The sequence below is a fragment of the Mesotoga sp. UBA6090 genome, from assembly GCF_002435945.1.
GTDB lineage: Bacteria > Thermotogota > Thermotogae > Petrotogales > Kosmotogaceae > Mesotoga.
Genome location: NZ_DIXC01000012.1, coordinates 44,876 through 60,353, shown reverse-complemented (window position 1 = coordinate 60,353; position 15,478 = coordinate 44,876). Strand labels below are relative to the sequence as shown.

Annotated in this window: 15 protein-coding genes; 13 read left to right on the top strand and 2 right to left on the bottom strand. The window is 44.8% G+C overall.

Annotated features, from left to right (window positions below; translation table 11 throughout):
• Window positions 1–304: 304 nt before the first annotated feature.
• From rpmB to B3K42_RS02035, 11 genes are all read left to right on the top strand, one after another.
• Complete coding sequence (gene rpmB, locus B3K42_RS02085; protein ID WP_110989904.1) at window positions 305–496, top strand: 50S ribosomal protein L28; 192 nt, start codon at window positions 305–307, stop codon at window positions 494–496.
• Window positions 497–539: 43 nt separating this feature from the next.
• On the top strand, window positions 540–1,649 hold the full coding sequence (gene alr / locus B3K42_RS02080) for an alanine racemase (RefSeq protein ID WP_292596512.1): 1,110 nt from the start codon (window positions 540–542) through the stop codon (window positions 1,647–1,649).
• Window positions 1,649–2,701 carry a 3'-5' exoribonuclease YhaM family protein gene (locus B3K42_RS02075; RefSeq protein WP_110989906.1) on the top strand — a complete coding sequence of 351 codons (1,053 nt, stop codon included), beginning with the start codon at window positions 1,649–1,651 and terminating at the stop codon, window positions 2,699–2,701. Before alr ends, B3K42_RS02075 begins: the two co-directional genes overlap by 1 nt.
• Before the next feature lie 18 nt (window positions 2,702–2,719).
• Window positions 2,720–4,939, top strand: a complete 2,220-nt coding sequence (topA, locus tag B3K42_RS02070) for a type I DNA topoisomerase (RefSeq protein WP_110989907.1) — start codon at window positions 2,720–2,722, stop codon at window positions 4,937–4,939.
• Complete coding sequence (locus tag B3K42_RS02065; protein ID WP_110989908.1) at window positions 4,939–5,850, top strand: D-alanine--D-alanine ligase family protein; 912 nt, start codon at window positions 4,939–4,941, stop codon at window positions 5,848–5,850. The genes topA and B3K42_RS02065 overlap by 1 nt, the downstream gene beginning before the upstream one ends.
• 2 nt (window positions 5,851–5,852) lie before the next feature.
• Window positions 5,853–6,401, top strand: coding sequence for an ATP-dependent protease subunit HslV (gene hslV / locus B3K42_RS02060; protein WP_110989909.1), 549 nt, complete (start codon window positions 5,853–5,855; stop codon window positions 6,399–6,401).
• Window positions 6,398–7,786, top strand: coding sequence for an ATP-dependent protease ATPase subunit HslU (gene hslU / locus B3K42_RS02055; RefSeq protein WP_110989910.1), 1,389 nt, complete (start codon window positions 6,398–6,400; stop codon window positions 7,784–7,786). The genes hslV and hslU overlap by 4 nt, the downstream gene beginning before the upstream one ends.
• Window positions 7,786–8,805, top strand: a complete 1,020-nt coding sequence (gene dprA, locus B3K42_RS02050; protein ID WP_110989911.1) for a DNA-processing protein DprA — start codon at window positions 7,786–7,788, stop codon at window positions 8,803–8,805. Before hslU ends, dprA begins: the two co-directional genes overlap by 1 nt.
• 63 nt (window positions 8,806–8,868) lie before the next feature.
• The gene (gene fba, locus B3K42_RS02045; RefSeq protein WP_110989912.1) at window positions 8,869–9,813 is read left to right on the top strand and encodes a class II fructose-1,6-bisphosphate aldolase; all 945 of its coding nucleotides are present in this window, start codon (window positions 8,869–8,871) and stop codon (window positions 9,811–9,813) included.
• 13 nt (window positions 9,814–9,826) lie between these two features.
• Window positions 9,827–11,056 (top strand): acetate kinase, encoded by a 1,230-nt coding sequence (locus tag B3K42_RS02040; RefSeq protein WP_110989913.1) that lies wholly within the window; start codon window positions 9,827–9,829, stop codon window positions 11,054–11,056.
• Window positions 11,057–11,198: 142 nt separating this feature from the next.
• The gene (locus tag B3K42_RS02035; protein WP_258367130.1) at window positions 11,199–12,146 is read left to right on the top strand and encodes a cyclic nucleotide-binding domain-containing protein; all 948 of its coding nucleotides are present in this window, start codon (window positions 11,199–11,201) and stop codon (window positions 12,144–12,146) included.
• Between the two features lie 9 nt (window positions 12,147–12,155).
• Here B3K42_RS02035 and B3K42_RS02030 read toward each other — a convergent pair whose 3' ends face one another.
• Together B3K42_RS02030 and B3K42_RS02025 are read right to left on the bottom strand one after the other, a co-directional pair.
• Window positions 12,156–12,998, bottom strand: a complete 843-nt coding sequence (locus B3K42_RS02030; protein WP_110989915.1) for a GNAT family N-acetyltransferase — start codon at window positions 12,996–12,998, stop codon at window positions 12,156–12,158.
• Window positions 12,988–13,380, bottom strand: a complete 393-nt coding sequence (locus B3K42_RS02025) for a DUF3783 domain-containing protein (protein WP_110989916.1) — start codon at window positions 13,378–13,380, stop codon at window positions 12,988–12,990. The genes B3K42_RS02030 and B3K42_RS02025 overlap by 11 nt, the downstream gene beginning before the upstream one ends.
• A gap of 167 nt (window positions 13,381–13,547) precedes the next feature.
• Here B3K42_RS02025 and B3K42_RS02020 point away from each other — a divergent pair, with 167 nt between their 5' ends.
• On the top strand, window positions 13,548–14,540 hold the full coding sequence (locus tag B3K42_RS02020) for a fumarylacetoacetate hydrolase family protein (RefSeq protein WP_110989917.1): 993 nt from the start codon (window positions 13,548–13,550) through the stop codon (window positions 14,538–14,540).
• Window positions 14,521–15,381 (top strand): DegV family protein, encoded by an 861-nt coding sequence (locus B3K42_RS02015; RefSeq protein WP_110989918.1) that lies wholly within the window; start codon window positions 14,521–14,523, stop codon window positions 15,379–15,381. Before B3K42_RS02020 ends, B3K42_RS02015 begins: the two co-directional genes overlap by 20 nt.
• Window positions 15,382–15,478: the final 97 nt, after the last annotated feature.

Sequence of the window (15,478 nt, the reverse complement as noted above, 5' to 3'; positions counted from 1 at the left end):
CACTCCAATCTTTGAACAAAGAAGAAAAAGGAGTCCTCCGAAGAAGAAACCGATAAAATGGAGAAATTTGTCGCTTCCAGCTGCAAAGCTGGGCGCACCCGGTCTTAAATAAAAGAATACCGTTGCCACCATATACATGATTGACAGTACAATTACCAGAATTCTCTTCATAACCAAGATTATGCTTGCCCTGGACACGAAAGTCAATGAGATTCATTTTGGAATCAGAAAACTCTCGAGTTGAAAAGCTTGTCTTTCTTTACTATAATGAAGTGTATTGTAAATTGAGAGGAGGACACGACTCATGTCCAAGGTTTGCGAAATATGTGGCAAGGCACCAACTACAGGAAATATGGTCTCCCACTCAAATAAAAAAACCAAGCGCTGGTGGAAGCCGAATGTTCAAAAGGTACGCGTCATGATTGACGGCGAGGTGAAAAGAGTAAGAGTTTGTGTGAAGTGCCTCAAAGCTGGAAAAGTGACGAGAGCAATATAGGTGGAGCGCGCGAGGCGCGCTTTTTTCGCTAAGAAGGCATGTCATGAATAGTCGAAAGACCTTCGCTTTGATCGATCTGTCTGCTTACAAGCAGAATCTTCTTTATTTGTCAAGGAAGGCATTTCCGGCGAAGTTGATGGCTGTTGTGAAAGCTGACGCTTATGGTCACGGCGCAGTGGAGTTATCGAAGGCCGCTCGGGATATCGGCATTGAGCGGCTAGCCGTTGCTTTTCTTGAGGAAGGTATCAAGATTCGAGAAGGTGGGGTCAATCTGCCAATTCTTGTATTGAACTATGTGGACAGACACGAAATTCCCATTGCCAGGAAATTCGGCTTGACTTTAACTCTTTGCTCATTTGGTCAGCTTGAAGAAATCGTCGACCTCGAGGTGCCGCTTCCAGATTTTCATATTGTTGTGGACACAGGAATGAGGCGTCTCGGCATGGAGTGGGAGGACTCGTTGCGGTTATATGAGTCGGCCGTATCGAAAGGAATTAGAATCACCGGTGCATACACGCATTTCGCCACTGCAGATGAGAAAGAGAGTGAGTTTGTGTCTGAGCAGAAGGATTCTTTTGACAGATTTCTAGCTGGCTTAGGGGAAATACCATTCGGCAGCTTCGAAAGTCACATATCTAACAGCGCCGGAACTATTTTTCTCGATAACTCGAGATACGACTATGTGAGAGCGGGAATTGCCACTTATGGTCTGCAACCCTCGATTATTGTAGATAATAACCTCATGCCAGTACTTGAGTGGAAGACCTGCATCTCCTATTTGAAGAAGATACATGCTGGTTATTCGGTTAGTTATGGTAGGACCTTCGTTGCCAACCGCGATATGCTGGTGGCAACTATTCCGGTTGGTTATGCCGATGGTTACAGCAGACTGCTATCAAACAAGGGTTATGTTATCATTGCGGGCAAGAGGTGCAGGATTTTAGGTAGGGTTTGCATGGATCAATTTGTGGTCGATGTCGCTCACATAGAGAGAAAGATCTCCGTAGGAGATGAAGTGGTTATCATTGGTTCTCAGGAAGGGGAGAGGATCACGGCTGAGGAGATGGCAGATCTTTGTGGAACCATCAACTACGAGGTTGTCTGCTCGATCTCTTCAAGAGTTCCAAGGATCTATCGGAAAGGAGAAAAGTGATGAAACTCCGCGATATTATTGGGAATGAGATTTTGAATCAGATAAATGCTGATCAGGATAAGACCAACAAGGATGGATTTCCCTTTGTTTCAGATCTGCGTCCGGGAAGTTCCGTTCTATCTGTTTTCAAAGTGCATTCGAAGAGAATTCAGGAGGCTCGAGACGGGAAGAAATTCTTGCTCCTCACTCTCTCCGATAAGACAGGCGCTATCAGAGCTATAGATTGGTTCAATGCAGAACAAAACGACAGCGCTTTGGAACAGGGAACTGTTGTAAGAGTTTCGGCCCGTGTAGTTGTCTATGAAGACAGGCAGCAGCTTAACCTTGATTCGGAAGGGATTCAGGTTCTCGAGATTGGACATTACGATCCCGAAAGGTTTATGGCTGTAACAACAAAGGATATCCCTCAGATGTACGACGATCTTCTCAGTTTTATCAACAATATAAGCGACCAGCACATCAGGACGCTGCTTAAAGAGATTTTTGAGAACGACAAGAAGTTCATCGAGAAGTTCATAATCTCACCCGCTGCGTCGAAGGTTCATCATGCGTATAAGGGAGGCCTTCTGGAACACACAATGTCAGTTGCAGAACTGTGTGCCTTTTTCGCAATGAAGTACAATGAATCTGTAGACAAAGATCTCTTGATAGCCGGCGCCTTACTACATGATGTTGGCAAAGTCTACGAATATTCTGTCACTTCGTCAGGAATTGACAGGACCAATGACGGTGAACTGGTCGGGCATATCGTGATGGGCATAGAGATGATCGGCAGAGCTATTTCTAGGATTCAGGGCTTTCCGCGCTATCTTCAAACAGAGATCAAACATCTTCTTCTTTCTCATCATGGAGAGATGGAGTGGGGTTCTCCCGTTATTCCAAAAACGACAGAAGCAATTGTCCTTCACATGGCCGATGATCTGGATTCGAAGGTTGCTCAGTTTCGAGAGATAGAAGAGAGAGAATTTAATGGTTCTACATCTTCCTGGAGCAACTATGACCGGTTCCTAAATAGAAGAGTATTCATGAAGAATCGAAGATCGGGCGACTGAAGAAGTAGGAGTGATATCTTGCCAGATAAGCTTGTAATCGTTGAATCGCCAGCAAAGGCGAAGACAATTGGTAGATACTTAGGAAAGAACTACGAAGTAACCGCTTCAAAGGGACACGTCAGGGATCTGCCGGAATCAAATTTGGGATTGAATCCTGATACATTTGAGCCGACATATGAGGTTTTGAAAGGTAAGGAGAAGGTAGTTCAAGAACTTGCGAAGAAATCCAAAGGTAAGAAAGTCTTTCTTGCTTCTGACCTTGACCGCGAAGGCGAGGCGATCGCTTGGCATATTTCTGAGCTTCTGGGTCTTCCTCGAAACGAAAAGAATAGAATAGTCTTCAATGAGATTACTGAGTCGGCAATAAAAAGCGCAATACTGGATCCGAGAGAAATAGATATGTCGAAAGTCGAGGCTCAGGTGGCCAGGAGAGTTCTCGACAGGATTGTGGGTTATAAGATCAGTCCAATTCTCTGGAGAACGATGACAAAGGGATTGAGTGCCGGAAGAGTTCAGTCTGTAGCCTTGAAGTTCATGGTCGAGCTTGAGAAGAGGATAGCTGTCTTCGTACCACATAAATTTTTCAAAATCTTTGCCCAGGTCGGCGAAGATCGATTCTCTCTTTCGAAAATTGATGGCAAGAAGTTCAACAATAAATCTATAACAAGCGAAGAAAAGAGAGATGAGATAATAAATGAACTCTCAAAAGCCAATCTGCATGTAAAAGATGTTAGAAAGCGTACTTCGAAAAGAAACGCTCCGATGCCATTCATTACATCAACTCTTCAGCAAAGCGCTATTGGCGAGCTCGGTTGGAGTGCAAGTAAGACAATGAAGATTGCTCAGCAACTATATGAGGGAATAGAAACTGATAATGGCCAGATGGCCTTTATCACATACATGAGAACTGACTCGACGAGAATTTCGAGTGTGGCCAGAGAAAAGGCTGTAGAGATCATCAACAGCAAATTTGGAAAGGAATACATTGGTCCCGTAAGATCTGCCGGGAAGGGAAAGAAAATTCAGGATGCCCATGAAGCGATAAGGCCCACTTATCCCGAAAACGATCCAGACACGGCGAAGAAGCTTCTATCCGGGGATAATCTGAGGCTATACACGCTTATATGGAATAGGTTCATAGCTTCTCAGATGGCTAGTGCAGAATATGCTGTGACAGATGTTCAGCTAGAGGACGAGAACGAGAAGTATATCCTCAGCTTAACCGGTGAACGAAGACTGTTCGATGGCTTTGAAAGAATTATCTCGAGATCATCGAAGAGTGAGATTGGTCGCGATTACAAGAAGGGGGAAGAGATCAAGCCTTCCAAGATCGAATTCGAGGAAGATACAACCAAGCCGCCCTCCAGATTTAGCGAAGCTTCGCTAGTAAAAGAACTCGAGAAGAGAGGAATCGGTCGTCCTTCAACTTATGCGACAATAATCTCCACACTACTGGACAGAAAATACGTACTTCGACAATCTAGAGAGCTTAGGCCAACATTACTAGGTTCGATTGTAAATGAGTTTCTCAATGATTATTTTCCCGATGTTGTCGACACGAATTTTACCGCAAATATGGAGGAAGAACTTGACGATGTAGAAAATGGCGCCAAAAAGTGGCAGGATGTTGTCCAGGGCTTCTATGGTGGCTTCAAGACGGATCTTGATCAGATTGACAAGAAGATCAAGAAGGGGGAGCTTAGAATTGAGTTCCTGACAGACAAAGAATGCTCTTGTGGCGGCAATTTCAAGATAGTCTTCGGAAGATACGGCGGGTATTTGAAGTGTCGATCATGTGAAAAGAACGAATCTGTTGATATGACTTCTTTCACCTGCGTGATAGACGGGAAAGTCTTGTTGAAGGATGTTGCAGCTAATCAGAAAATGGAAGTGGAGATAGATGAAAAGTGTCCGGAATGTGGTTCCGTACTTGTTAAGAGAAAGGGCAGGTACGGTGAGTTTATCGCATGCTCGGCCTACCCGAAATGCAAGTACACAAGAAACGTGAGAATAGACGCCGCATGTCCGAAGTGCGGAGGGGTGGTTGAGAAGCTGCGTAGCAAGAAAGGTAAGAATTACTACAAGTGTTCCGAATGTGGAGAGCTCTACTGGAATGAGCCCACGAAAGAGAAATGCGAAATCTGCGATTCTCATCTTTTCCTCAAAATCAAGAGAGGAGGAAAGAGGGTTCATTACTGCGAAAAGTGCAAGAAAGAGTTCGAAATGGAGGAAGGCTGATGACCAGGAGAGTTGCGGTTGTCTACGGCGGCTTTTCGAACGAGAGGGATGTGTCGGTCAAGAGTGGAATAAATATTGCTAAGTCTCTTGAAAGGTTAGGAGTTGAAGTTCTGCCGTTTGATCTTAAGAGAGACACTGTTGCCGACCTCCTGGATGTGAAGACCGATCTCTTTTTCCTTGCCCTCCATGGTAGGTTTGGCGAAGACGGAACTATTCAGGGCATGCTGGAACTTGCAGGTTTACCTTATACTGGCTCCGACTCAAGGACCAGCGCAATCTGTTTCGATAAGGAGATCACCTACAGACTGGTCGACAGATCTGTCGAATTGCCAGTATGGAAGCGAGTTGAAAGGGATAGAGACGTCGAGGGGTGGGAGATATTCCCCTGCGTTATAAAGCCTGTGAGAGAAGGATCCAGCATAGGGATTCACATCTGCGATGATCAATCGATTCTAGAGGACAGAACTAGAGAACTGCTAGTCGCTTACGATTCTCTTCTTCTTGAAGAGTATATTGCGGGTAGAGAAATGACAATATCCATAATCGATTCGAAGGATGGTCCCGTAGTGCTTCCGATTCTTGAGATCAAACCCAAGAAGCGTTTCTACGACTATGAAGCCAAGTACATAGCGGGATTGACAGACTTTGTGGTGCCAGCTCCCGTAGAAGAGAGTGTTCAGAAATCGATCATCGAGAAGTCGGTTGCTATATACAAGCTTCTGGGTTGCCGAGATCTTTCGAGGATCGACGGTATACTCAGGGAAGACACGTTTTACTTTCTTGAAGTTAATACTATACCCGGTATGACCGACTTGAGCGATCTTCCAATGTCTGCCAGGGCAATGGGAATGACTTTCGAGGACGTTGTCGGCGGCGTGGTCGAGGCAGCTGAAAAAAGGAACAGGAGGTAATTATGCAGGATATTCACGGAACGACGATACTTGTTCTGAGAAAGAATGAGAAGACGGTTATGATTGGAGATGGTCAGATCACGATCGGTGATACCGTGATGAAAGGAACAGCCAGAAAGGTCAGAAAACTTGGCGACGGTTCTGTGCTGGCTGGTTTTGCAGGTTCAGTGGCCGATGCAATGACCCTTTTTGAGAAGTTTGAAGAGAAACTGAGGGAAGTTAACGCGAATCTTAAAAGAGCGGCTGTAAACCTGGCCAAAGAGTGGAGGACAAACAAGGTACTTAGAAACCTTCAAGCACTTCTTTTAGTTGCCGACAAAGATAGCATTCTCCTGGTGTCGGGTAATGGGGAAGTAATAGAACCAGATGAAGATGTCCTTGCTATAGGATCGGGTGGCTCTTATGCTCTCGCAGCTGCGAGAGCATTAATCAGACACAGTAGCCTGGAGGCGGAAGAGATAGCGACGAAAGCGATGGAGATTGCCAGCGAAATATGCATTTACACTAACACGAAATTTACTCTGGAAACACTTGGAGGAGAAAAGCAATGAAGAGAGAAGAATTGGACGACTTGACTCCGAAAAGGATAGTCGAGGAACTTGACAAATACATAGTCGGACAGGAAAAGGCCAAAAGGGCAGTTGCTGTAGCAATGAGAAATAGAATTCGAAGGCAGAAGCTTCCAGAAGATATGAGAAGAGATGTCATACCAAAGAACATACTTATGATGGGCCCCACGGGAGTTGGAAAGACCGAGATAGCAAGAAGGTTGGCGGAACTCACTGGCTCTCCTTTTACGAAGGTTGAGGCAACCAGGTTCACTGAAGTGGGGTACGTAGGTAAAAACGTTGAGTCGATAATAAGAGAACTCGTCGAAGTTGGTGTCACCATGGTAAAGCAGGAGAAGATGAGTGAAGTAGAAGGTAAAGCAACGTATCAAGTGGAAGAGAGAATCCTCGAGTCTCTTGTTCCCGGTCCACAGAGCAAAGGAAGCGGAACAAGGAATATTCTTGAGCTTTTCCAGGGCCAGCAGCAGCCAAAACCCAGTCAGGAAGAAGTCGATAGAATAAGAAACCGCAGGGAAGACTACAGAGAAAGGTTGAGAAGTGGAGATCTCGAAGAACTGGAAATTGAGATCGAACTCGAAGACCAAAGTCAGCCAATGATAATGATTCCTGGGATGGAGGATATGGGAATCGACATGTCGGGAGTACTGGGAGGAATGGTACCGAAAAAGACAAAGAGACGCAGGATGAGAATCGCCGATGCGAGAAGAACTCTTCTACCTTTGGAAGCGGAGAAGCTTCTTGACATGGATAAAGTTGTGGCAGAAGCGATTGAAAGAGTGGAGAATCGTGGAATAGTCTTTATTGACGAAATTGACAAGATCACCTTTAGAAGTGGCTCCCACGGACCTGATGTTTCAAGGGAAGGTGTTCAAAGAGATCTTCTTCCGATTATCGAGGGAACGACCGTTACTACTAAACACGGGCAGATAAGAACTGACTACATACTATTCATTGCGGCGGGAGCCTTTCATACAGCGAAGCCATCTGATTTGATTCCGGAGTTTCAAGGGAGGTTTCCGATAAGGGTTGAGCTTGATGCCCTTACTCAGAAGGACTTTTTGAGGATCTTAGTTGAACCGAAGAATGCTATAACAAAGCAATATGCTGCATTATTGGAAACCGAAGGGGTAAGAGTGGTTTTTGAAGAGGACGGTTTGAGAGAGATCGCCAAGGTTTCTCATAATCTAAATGAAAAGATCGAAAACATTGGAGCGAGAAGGCTTTACACGGTAGTTGAGAAGGTTCTCGAGGAGACTTCATTCAACGCACCTGAAGTTCCTGAAGAACTCATAATAGACAGGAAGTACGTTGATGACAAAATCGGGGAGATTGCTGCCGATGAGGACTTAAGTGCCTTCATTCTGTAATGGAAAGAATAGAATACGCTGCGGTAGCTCTTTCTGGCGATTTCGTGCCTTCCGAGATGGAGAAGATAGAGAGTGCGGGACTCAGTAGCTCTCTTCTGTTCCGTTCGCAAATAGATCTCAACAAAAGCAAAATGAAGAATTACTGCAAGAATTTTCCTTCCGTAGTCAAAACCATTTCAAAATACAAGAACTTCATTACTTACAATGATGAACAGTACCCCGATGCGCTCAGAAACATATTTGAACCGCCTGCGGTTCTGTTCTTTGAAGGAGAGCTTTCGCTCCTTAACACACAAAGTATTCTTGCCGTTGTGGGTTCCAGAAAAGCGGATAGGTATGGAGCCTCGATTGCAAAAGAATACTCCAGATCACTTTCCGAAACCGGTATTACAATAGTCAGTGGTCTTGCCGTTGGAATCGATGCACAAGCTCATTTAGGAGCTCTCGAAGGCAGTGGCTCGACAGTGGGGATACTTGGAACGGGAATCGATATTGCTTATCCCGCAACTAACAGGCAACTCATAAGATCGGTGATGGAAAGAGGCTGTGTTCTTTCAGAGTATCTTCCCGGAACTCCCCCGTTAAAACATAACTTTCCAAGGAGAAATAGAATCATCGCCGGCGTTGCCAGAGCGGTCTTTGTGGTGCAGGCTACTCTGAGAAGCGGCTCTCTAATCACAGCGAGACTTGCTCTTGAAAACGGAAGAGATGTCTTCGCTGTTCCAGGGGACATAACCAGGAGAAACTCAGAAGGAACTAACTGGCTGATTAAGAACGGAGCGAAACTGGTTTCGGAATGCAAAGACATAGTAGAAGAGTTTCCGGAGATAATCTTGCGTGAACTTTCTGAAGAAAGAATCGACTCACAAGTTCTGGAAGCTATGGGAGACGGTTCTCTTACTTTCGGCGAACTCCTTCTGAGAACAAATTTATCGAGCAAGGATCTGGTCGTCGAACTGACAAATCTGCAATTGGGAGGTTACGTTTACGAGGAAAACGGGCGGTGGAATAGAACTTAGTGGATTTGAACTGGTATAATCTTGATGAAATGTAGATGTGGAAACGAGATTGGAGGGGAAAAAATGCCGTATGTAAACACAAAGGACATACTGGAGAAAGCAAATAAGGAATTTTATGCTGTACCCGCGCTGAATATTAACAATCTTGAGTTTCTTCAGGCGATTGTTGATGCCGGAGTTGAAGAGCACTCTCCAGTGATAATAGAGACCTCTGAAGGAGCAATTAAGTACGCTGGAAATGGGGATGCTAAGCTTGGTGCGAGACTGTTTGTTTCTATGGTGAAAGGCTATGCCGACACCGTGGAAATTCCTATTTCGCTGCATGTAGACCACGGAAAGAACTTCGACATTCTTATGGCCGCAATTCAGTCGGGTTATTCATCAGTAATGATCGATGCTTCGGAGTACCCGTTTGAAAAGAATGTGAATGAGACTAAGAAGATAGTGGAGATCGCCCACAGCCTTGGGGTATCGGTTGAAGCAGAACTGGGCAGGTTGGTTGGAATAGAAGACAACGTTGTGGTCGAATCTCATGAGGCGGCACTGGTTGACCCAGATGAAGCGAAGCGGTTTGTTGAAGAGACTGGAATAGACTTTCTCGCGCCAGCTATTGGTACTAGCCATGGTGCCTTCAAGTTCAAAGGAGAAGCAAGACTTGACTTTGAAAGACTCAAAAAAGTGAAGGAGCTTACTGGTCTTCCACTTGTTCTTCATGGAGCCTCCAGTGTTCCCGAAGAGGTTAAGAACCTCGCCGAAAAACATGGGGCTGATTTCAAAGGGGCCAAGGGTGTTCCGGGAGAGATTCTGGCTGAATCTGTGAGATATGGAATAAACAAAGTGAATACAGATACAGATTTGAGAATGGCATTCATTGCTTCATTAAGAGAGTTTCTTGCAAAAAATCCCGGGGAATTCGATCCGAGGAAATACTTCAAGACACCGAAGGAATTGGTAAAGAATGTGGTTAAAGCCAGGTTGAGACTTCTAGGTTGTTCTAATAAAGCATAGACGGGGGTGTCAAATGAAGATTCTTGTAATCAATTGCGGCTCGTCCTCAATCAAGTACCAGCTTCTTGATGCCGCAAGTGAAAATGTAATGGCAAAAGGGTTGCTTGAAAGGATTGGCATATCTGGATCAAAATTATCCCACAAAAAAGGCGACAAGAAATTTGAGTTTGAGAAGGATATTGCCAACCACACAGAGGGCCTGGAACTCATAATCAATGTATTGCAGGCTGAAGAGACGGGTGTTTTGAAGAACATAGATGAAATTGAGGCAGTTGGCCACCGTGTCGTTCATGGTGGAGAAAGATTCGCTTCTTCGGTTCTCATTGACGATGAAGTTGTAAGGGAAATCGAGGCAAACAATTTTCTCGCCCCTCTTCACAATCCGGCGAACATCGAAGGAATCGTGGCGGCGAAGAAGATACTCCCGTCCGTTCCCCACATCGGTGTTTTCGATACTTCGTTTCATCAGTCCATGCCTGAATCATCTTATTTATATGCAATACCCTATGAGCTCTATAGAAAATACAGGATAAGAAGATATGGTTTCCACGGCACGAGTCATAGATATGTTGCAGAAAGGGCTGCCTCCATGCTGGGTAAACCCTTGAAATCTCTGAAAATAATCACCGCCCATATAGGTAACGGCGCATCTGTCGCTGCAGTAAAGAACGGTAGATCTGTGGATACTTCTATGGGTTTCACACCTCTAGAAGGACTGGTTATGGGGACCCGATCCGGTGACATAGATCCCGCAATCGTTCCATTCTTGCAGGAGCAAGAAGGGCTTTCGGCAGGAGAAGTCAACAGTCTGCTAAATAAGGAAAGTGGTATGTATGGACTTACAGACCGGCAGTTCAGTGACATGAGGGATATAGAGGAACGAGCGATGAAGGACGAGCCAGTATGTAAGCGGGCGCATGACGTCTATGAGTACAGATTGGCGAAGTATATAGGAGCATACTCAGCTGCGATGAATGGAGTCGACGCGATTGTTTTCACAGCGGGAGTGGGAGAAAACAGCCCGTACCTGAGAGCCAATATTGTTAATAAGTATCTTGGATATCTTGGTATAAAAATAGACGAGGAAAAGAACAGAATTAGGGGGAAGGAGGTAGTTATTTCGACTACGGATTCAAGAGTTGGAGTTTTCGTAATTCCTACAAACGAAGAACTTGTTATTGCTAGGGATACACGCAGGATAGTCAAAGAAGGGCTGAAGGAACTGAAACTTTGGGAAGAATGAAAGGTGATGACGGGTCATAAAGGAGATTGTTTTAGAGGGAGATACCAAGCTCGCCGGCTGTGGTGAAAAGGCCGATGCTTACTACATAGTATCGTCTGGCGGTCTCATTCTAAAGGGATCAGATTCTGAAGACAGGGTCTACATGAAAGGAGATCTCGCCGACCCACTTTCTATAGTTGGTGGAGAGCACAGCGGAGATCTTCTTTCCGTTGGTGATTCTTCGATTCTTGTTGGTGACAGGGATGAGTTGAAGGAGTATCTCATCTCAAGACCTTCGAGACTAGAAAGGTTTTTCCTTGATGTTGAAGAAGAGCTTAGACTATGTCCCAAAAAAACGGCGTGTGATCTCGAGGAGCTGATTTCAACTATCGTCTCCAGAAAGCAGCAGTGGCTGAGAGAGTATCCCCCACTGCTTTTTGGTGAGAAGTCTCTTTACAGGAAAGGCATTAAGTTAATTGAGAGGAAGGACTTTCCGGCCGCTCAGGAAGTTCTGAAAAGCTATCTCGATCAGTACAAGAACTCTCCTTTGTCTAGACCCGTGAAGCTCTTCTATTCGGTTAGCTGTTTCCTGAACAGCATTCTAGAAGAAGCGTTATCGACAATAGTGGGGATTCTTGAGGGCGAAGAAGATGAGGTTTCTAAGATCGCGAGATTCTTCGTCTGCAACATGGGCCTTTCCGAATCTGGCTTCAAGCTTTTATACAATGGTCCAGATTACAGTGCTGATCTCTTCAGGCTATTGAGAGCCGATTCGAGAAGAGTTAGGAAAGCGTCTTCAGATCAAATCGTGGTTGAAGAGGGCAGAAAGTGTGGAAGCGCTATCTTCCTTCTCAGGGGAGAGATGATTCTTCTGAAAAAGCGCGGCGACGAAGATTCGGTTCTTTTTTCTCTTAGATCCCCAAATTCTATTGGTGAGGTTCAGGTTCTTTCGAAGAGCAAATGGGATGCAACTGTAATTGCCAGAGGAAAGTCAGAGTACATACTAATGGACAGAGACAGACTTGTTCAGAACTTGATAAACAAATCACCTCAAGATGGATTCAAGATGGTCGAATACCTTCTTGGATACATGAGACAGACTGGCGCTTAACGAGTTCTTTCAGTGTATTCTGAAAATCATTTCACTCTGCTTTAGGAGGACCTCAGGTTCAAAACATTGGGCCTCCAGAAACAGGGGATCTTCTTCCGGCACCGTAGGAAATAAAGGGGTGAGCTCTCTCTCTTTTGCGATACCGCACAACGCGCCTATGGTCTCCTTGAAGGAAAAGTCTTTAGTCGGTCCCGCGTCCCTCACATAGAATACTGAATCCCTTTCCTGCCAGATGCAATAGGCGACTTCTTTTCTCTCTTCATTAATCACAGAGTCAAAGCTATATTGCTCAAGATGATTGAATCCCGCGGGCTCCCTTTCCCACTCAGGATTTCGCTTGAATCTGTTCATCACAAGAAGAGCGCATTCTATTATTCTTCCTAAATCCGAGTCTCTCAGTGAGAACCCCTTTGTTCCGGGTTTTCTGATGAAGAAAGTTATAAGCCTGCGCTTTTGTCTGAATCCGAACTTCTCGTAGAAGCCAATCGCTCTGTTGTCCTTTTCAGGAACTTCAAGGACTATTTGTTCACACCCTTTCCACTTAGCGATTCTTACTGCTTCATCAACCAGCCTAAAACCAACGCCCTCTCTTCTAAAAGATGGAGCAACTCCCATCAGGTCAATTCTCGCTCTCTTCTCTCTGAAGCTCAGCAATACTACTCCGGCATTCTTTCCCTCTATGATTGCGACGAATGAATCTGAGAGCGAGATATTGTTTTCTCTGACATCTCTTTCGAAGCTTTCTAGAGTCCAGTGCATTCTGAGTACATAGTCTGAAAAGATCAGATTCAAAAGGTTCACAATTTCTACTTTTGAAAGGTCTTGCAGTTTGTGGAAAGAATCATTCTTCAAGCTCAACCCGCCTCCCTTTCATGAAGTAGTCATGTTCTTGGGTCAGTTCTGCTAGCAAGTCCTCCAGCTTCCAGTTTAGATTTGATTCCGTCGTGCTAGCGAATATCCAGTCTTTCTGCAAAAGCTGACGAATCTCTTTGATTGTGTTTCCAATAGCATTATTGTCAAATCCGTTGAAGATCGCATAACAAAACCGTTCTTCATTTCTATTGGCTTTGCCATTCCCACTGATATCTTCCTGATCCAGGATCTCTTTTAGAGTGTAATTCTCCAATCCAATACAATCAATAACATTGACACTGATCAAGGAATTCCGAACTAGGAATGTTGTCTCTTCATCACAATATAGAAGGACCGAGCGTCCAAATTCAGGCTTCCTCATTTAATCACCTCGAAACAATTCTAGCATAGTCTTAATCTGCTTTCGCACAAGACAACCCGATCTAGGTTTGACTGAGAGTTGGAATCTAGAATGTGTAATCTCCGGCGGGAGAAAATGAAAGCCAACTGAATGGAACAACAGGTATAATAAATTGAGGAGGGTGGCTTTTGATAATACATGTTGGGAGATTCAGGCGTCACGGACATAAAGATTTCTGGGGAATCGTCGAGAAGGGTTTTGTGAAACCTATGGAGGTAGAATTCAATTCGACAGGTTCCTTCTTGAGAAGAGTAACAGAGAGTCCAGACAAGATTGAAGATCTTTTGTCTGACAAGAGGCTTTGTCTTTCAGATCTTGAAGTCCTTTCGCCGATCACCAAGCCCTGCAGGGTTATATGCCAGGGAAAGAATTACCTGGATCATCTTCTGGACACAGGAATAAGAGAAGAAGATAAAAAATACAATATGTTTTTCAACAAATCATCCGCTTCGATTGCTAGCCCCTGTTCACCTATTGTTAGGCCGATGGGAGTTCGCCTTCTTGATTATGAGATTGAGCTTGGCCTGGTCATTAAAGCGCCGGTGAACCGGAAGATCGACGTTGATTTCTCGAAACTGCACGAGTATGTTGGCGGGATGATTATTGGAAACGATATATCGGCAAGAGATATTCAGTTACCTCAAACTCAGTTTTTCAAAGGGAAGAGTTACCGTTCATTTTGCTCACTAGGGCCATTTATGGCGATTATCGATGGGGAAGATATGAAGTACATAGAAAATCTCACACTTGAACTGAAGGTAAATGGGTTAGTTAAGCAGAGTGCTTCGACTTCAAACATGATTTACAAACCTCACGAGACACTGTCGGAATTGAGTCACTTCTCCGACCTTGATCCAGGAGATGTAATTCTAACCGGTACTCCAAAAGGGACTGCGCTGAGTAACAAAAAGGGATTTCGTGCTTGGTTCAGAAGGCTTCTTTCAGAATCGAAGAGATTGGAGCTGTTTATTAGAGATCAGGAGAAAAGCGGAAGGTACTTGAAGCCCGGAGACATCATCGAGTCTAGAATATTCTCTTTAGATGGCAGAGTTAATCTTGGTTTACAAAGAAACACAGTTGTTGACGAGGAGGAAGCAAATTATGCTAGGGATTATTTGTGATTCATTAGTGGATCTTCCTGTGGAGCTGGCTGAAAGAGATGACGTGTACGTTGTTCCAGTAATGGTAGTCCTTGGGGAAAAGTCTTTTCGCGATGGGGTCGAGATTAGCAGAGCCGAAATTGTCGATTTTTTAGAGAACAACTTTGCCAGAACATCACTGCCCAGCCCGGGCGATGTTATGGAGGCTTTTGAGACACTGTATTCAAGAGGATACGATGAACTTCTTGTCGTGAATCTTTCAAGCGCGCTCAGCGGTACTCACAATCTATTCAAGACGATAGGAGAGCAGTTCGCCAGCGCTCATGAATCGGTCGCTATAGGGTGTGTTGATTCCCTTTCACTTTCCGGTGGTATTGCAATGCTTGTTTACAAGGCTATTAGTATGAAAGAAATGGGAGACTCTCTCGAGGTTATTTCTTCTGATCTCAGAAGTAGGGCAGGAACGAAAAACGTCGTTTTCTTCGTTCTACCTACACTTAAGTATCTAAAGCAGAGTGGAAGAATCGCTAGGCTTGAAGGTTCAGTCGGCGAGATTTTGAATGTCAAACCTATTGGCACGATAGACAGCAATGGAATCTTTACGCTTTCGGGTAAGGCGCGAGGCATGAAGAAGGCAGTTGAGAAGATGGTAGATCGACTAATGGATGTCGCGAAGGGCAAGAAAGTCCTTTGTCTAGCACTTTATCATTCCGGCAACGAGAGGGACACCATATCCCTTGTTGACTGGGCAAGAAAAAGGATCTCTTCTCTCTCAGAGACTCTGCTTACGGGAGAGCTGTCATCTGGGATTCTTGTTCACGGTGGAAAAGGAATAATAGGGATAGGGGCGCTTATTGCCTAGAAGAGAAGAAGCACTTCGTATCCCGCCGTTTCGTTACTGGTGAATGAAACAAGGTCAAATGAAATAGTTTGGAAAGCGAAACGATCGATCCATGTGT

Excerpts from the sequence above, each read along its gene's own strand:
- rpmB (WP_110989904.1), top strand. The coding sequence starts at position 305 with ATGTCCAAGGTTTGCGAAATATGTGGCAAGGCACCAACTACAGGAAAT.
- hslU (WP_110989910.1), top strand. The coding sequence starts at position 6,398 with ATGAAGAGAGAAGAATTGGACGACTTGACTCCGAAAAGGATAGTCGAG.
- B3K42_RS02040 (WP_110989913.1), top strand. The coding sequence starts at position 9,827 with ATGAAGATTCTTGTAATCAATTGCGGCTCGTCCTCAATCAAGTACCAG.
- B3K42_RS02035 (WP_258367130.1), top strand. The coding sequence starts at position 11,199 with ATGAAAGGAGATCTCGCCGACCCACTTTCTATAGTTGGTGGAGAGCAC.
- B3K42_RS02075 (WP_110989906.1), top strand. The coding sequence starts at position 1,649 with ATGAAACTCCGCGATATTATTGGGAATGAGATTTTGAATCAGATAAAT.
- hslV (WP_110989909.1), top strand. The coding sequence starts at position 5,853 with ATGCAGGATATTCACGGAACGACGATACTTGTTCTGAGAAAGAATGAG.
- alr (WP_292596512.1), top strand. The coding sequence starts at position 540 with ATGAATAGTCGAAAGACCTTCGCTTTGATCGATCTGTCTGCTTACAAG.
- B3K42_RS02025 (WP_110989916.1), bottom strand. The coding sequence starts at position 13,380 with ATGAGGAAGCCTGAATTTGGACGCTCGGTCCTTCTATATTGTGATGAA.
- dprA (WP_110989911.1), top strand. The coding sequence starts at position 7,786 with ATGGAAAGAATAGAATACGCTGCGGTAGCTCTTTCTGGCGATTTCGTG.
- B3K42_RS02065 (WP_110989908.1), top strand. The coding sequence starts at position 4,939 with ATGACCAGGAGAGTTGCGGTTGTCTACGGCGGCTTTTCGAACGAGAGG.
- B3K42_RS02015 (WP_110989918.1), top strand. The coding sequence starts at position 14,521 with ATGCTAGGGATTATTTGTGATTCATTAGTGGATCTTCCTGTGGAGCTG.
- fba (WP_110989912.1), top strand. The coding sequence starts at position 8,869 with ATGCCGTATGTAAACACAAAGGACATACTGGAGAAAGCAAATAAGGAA.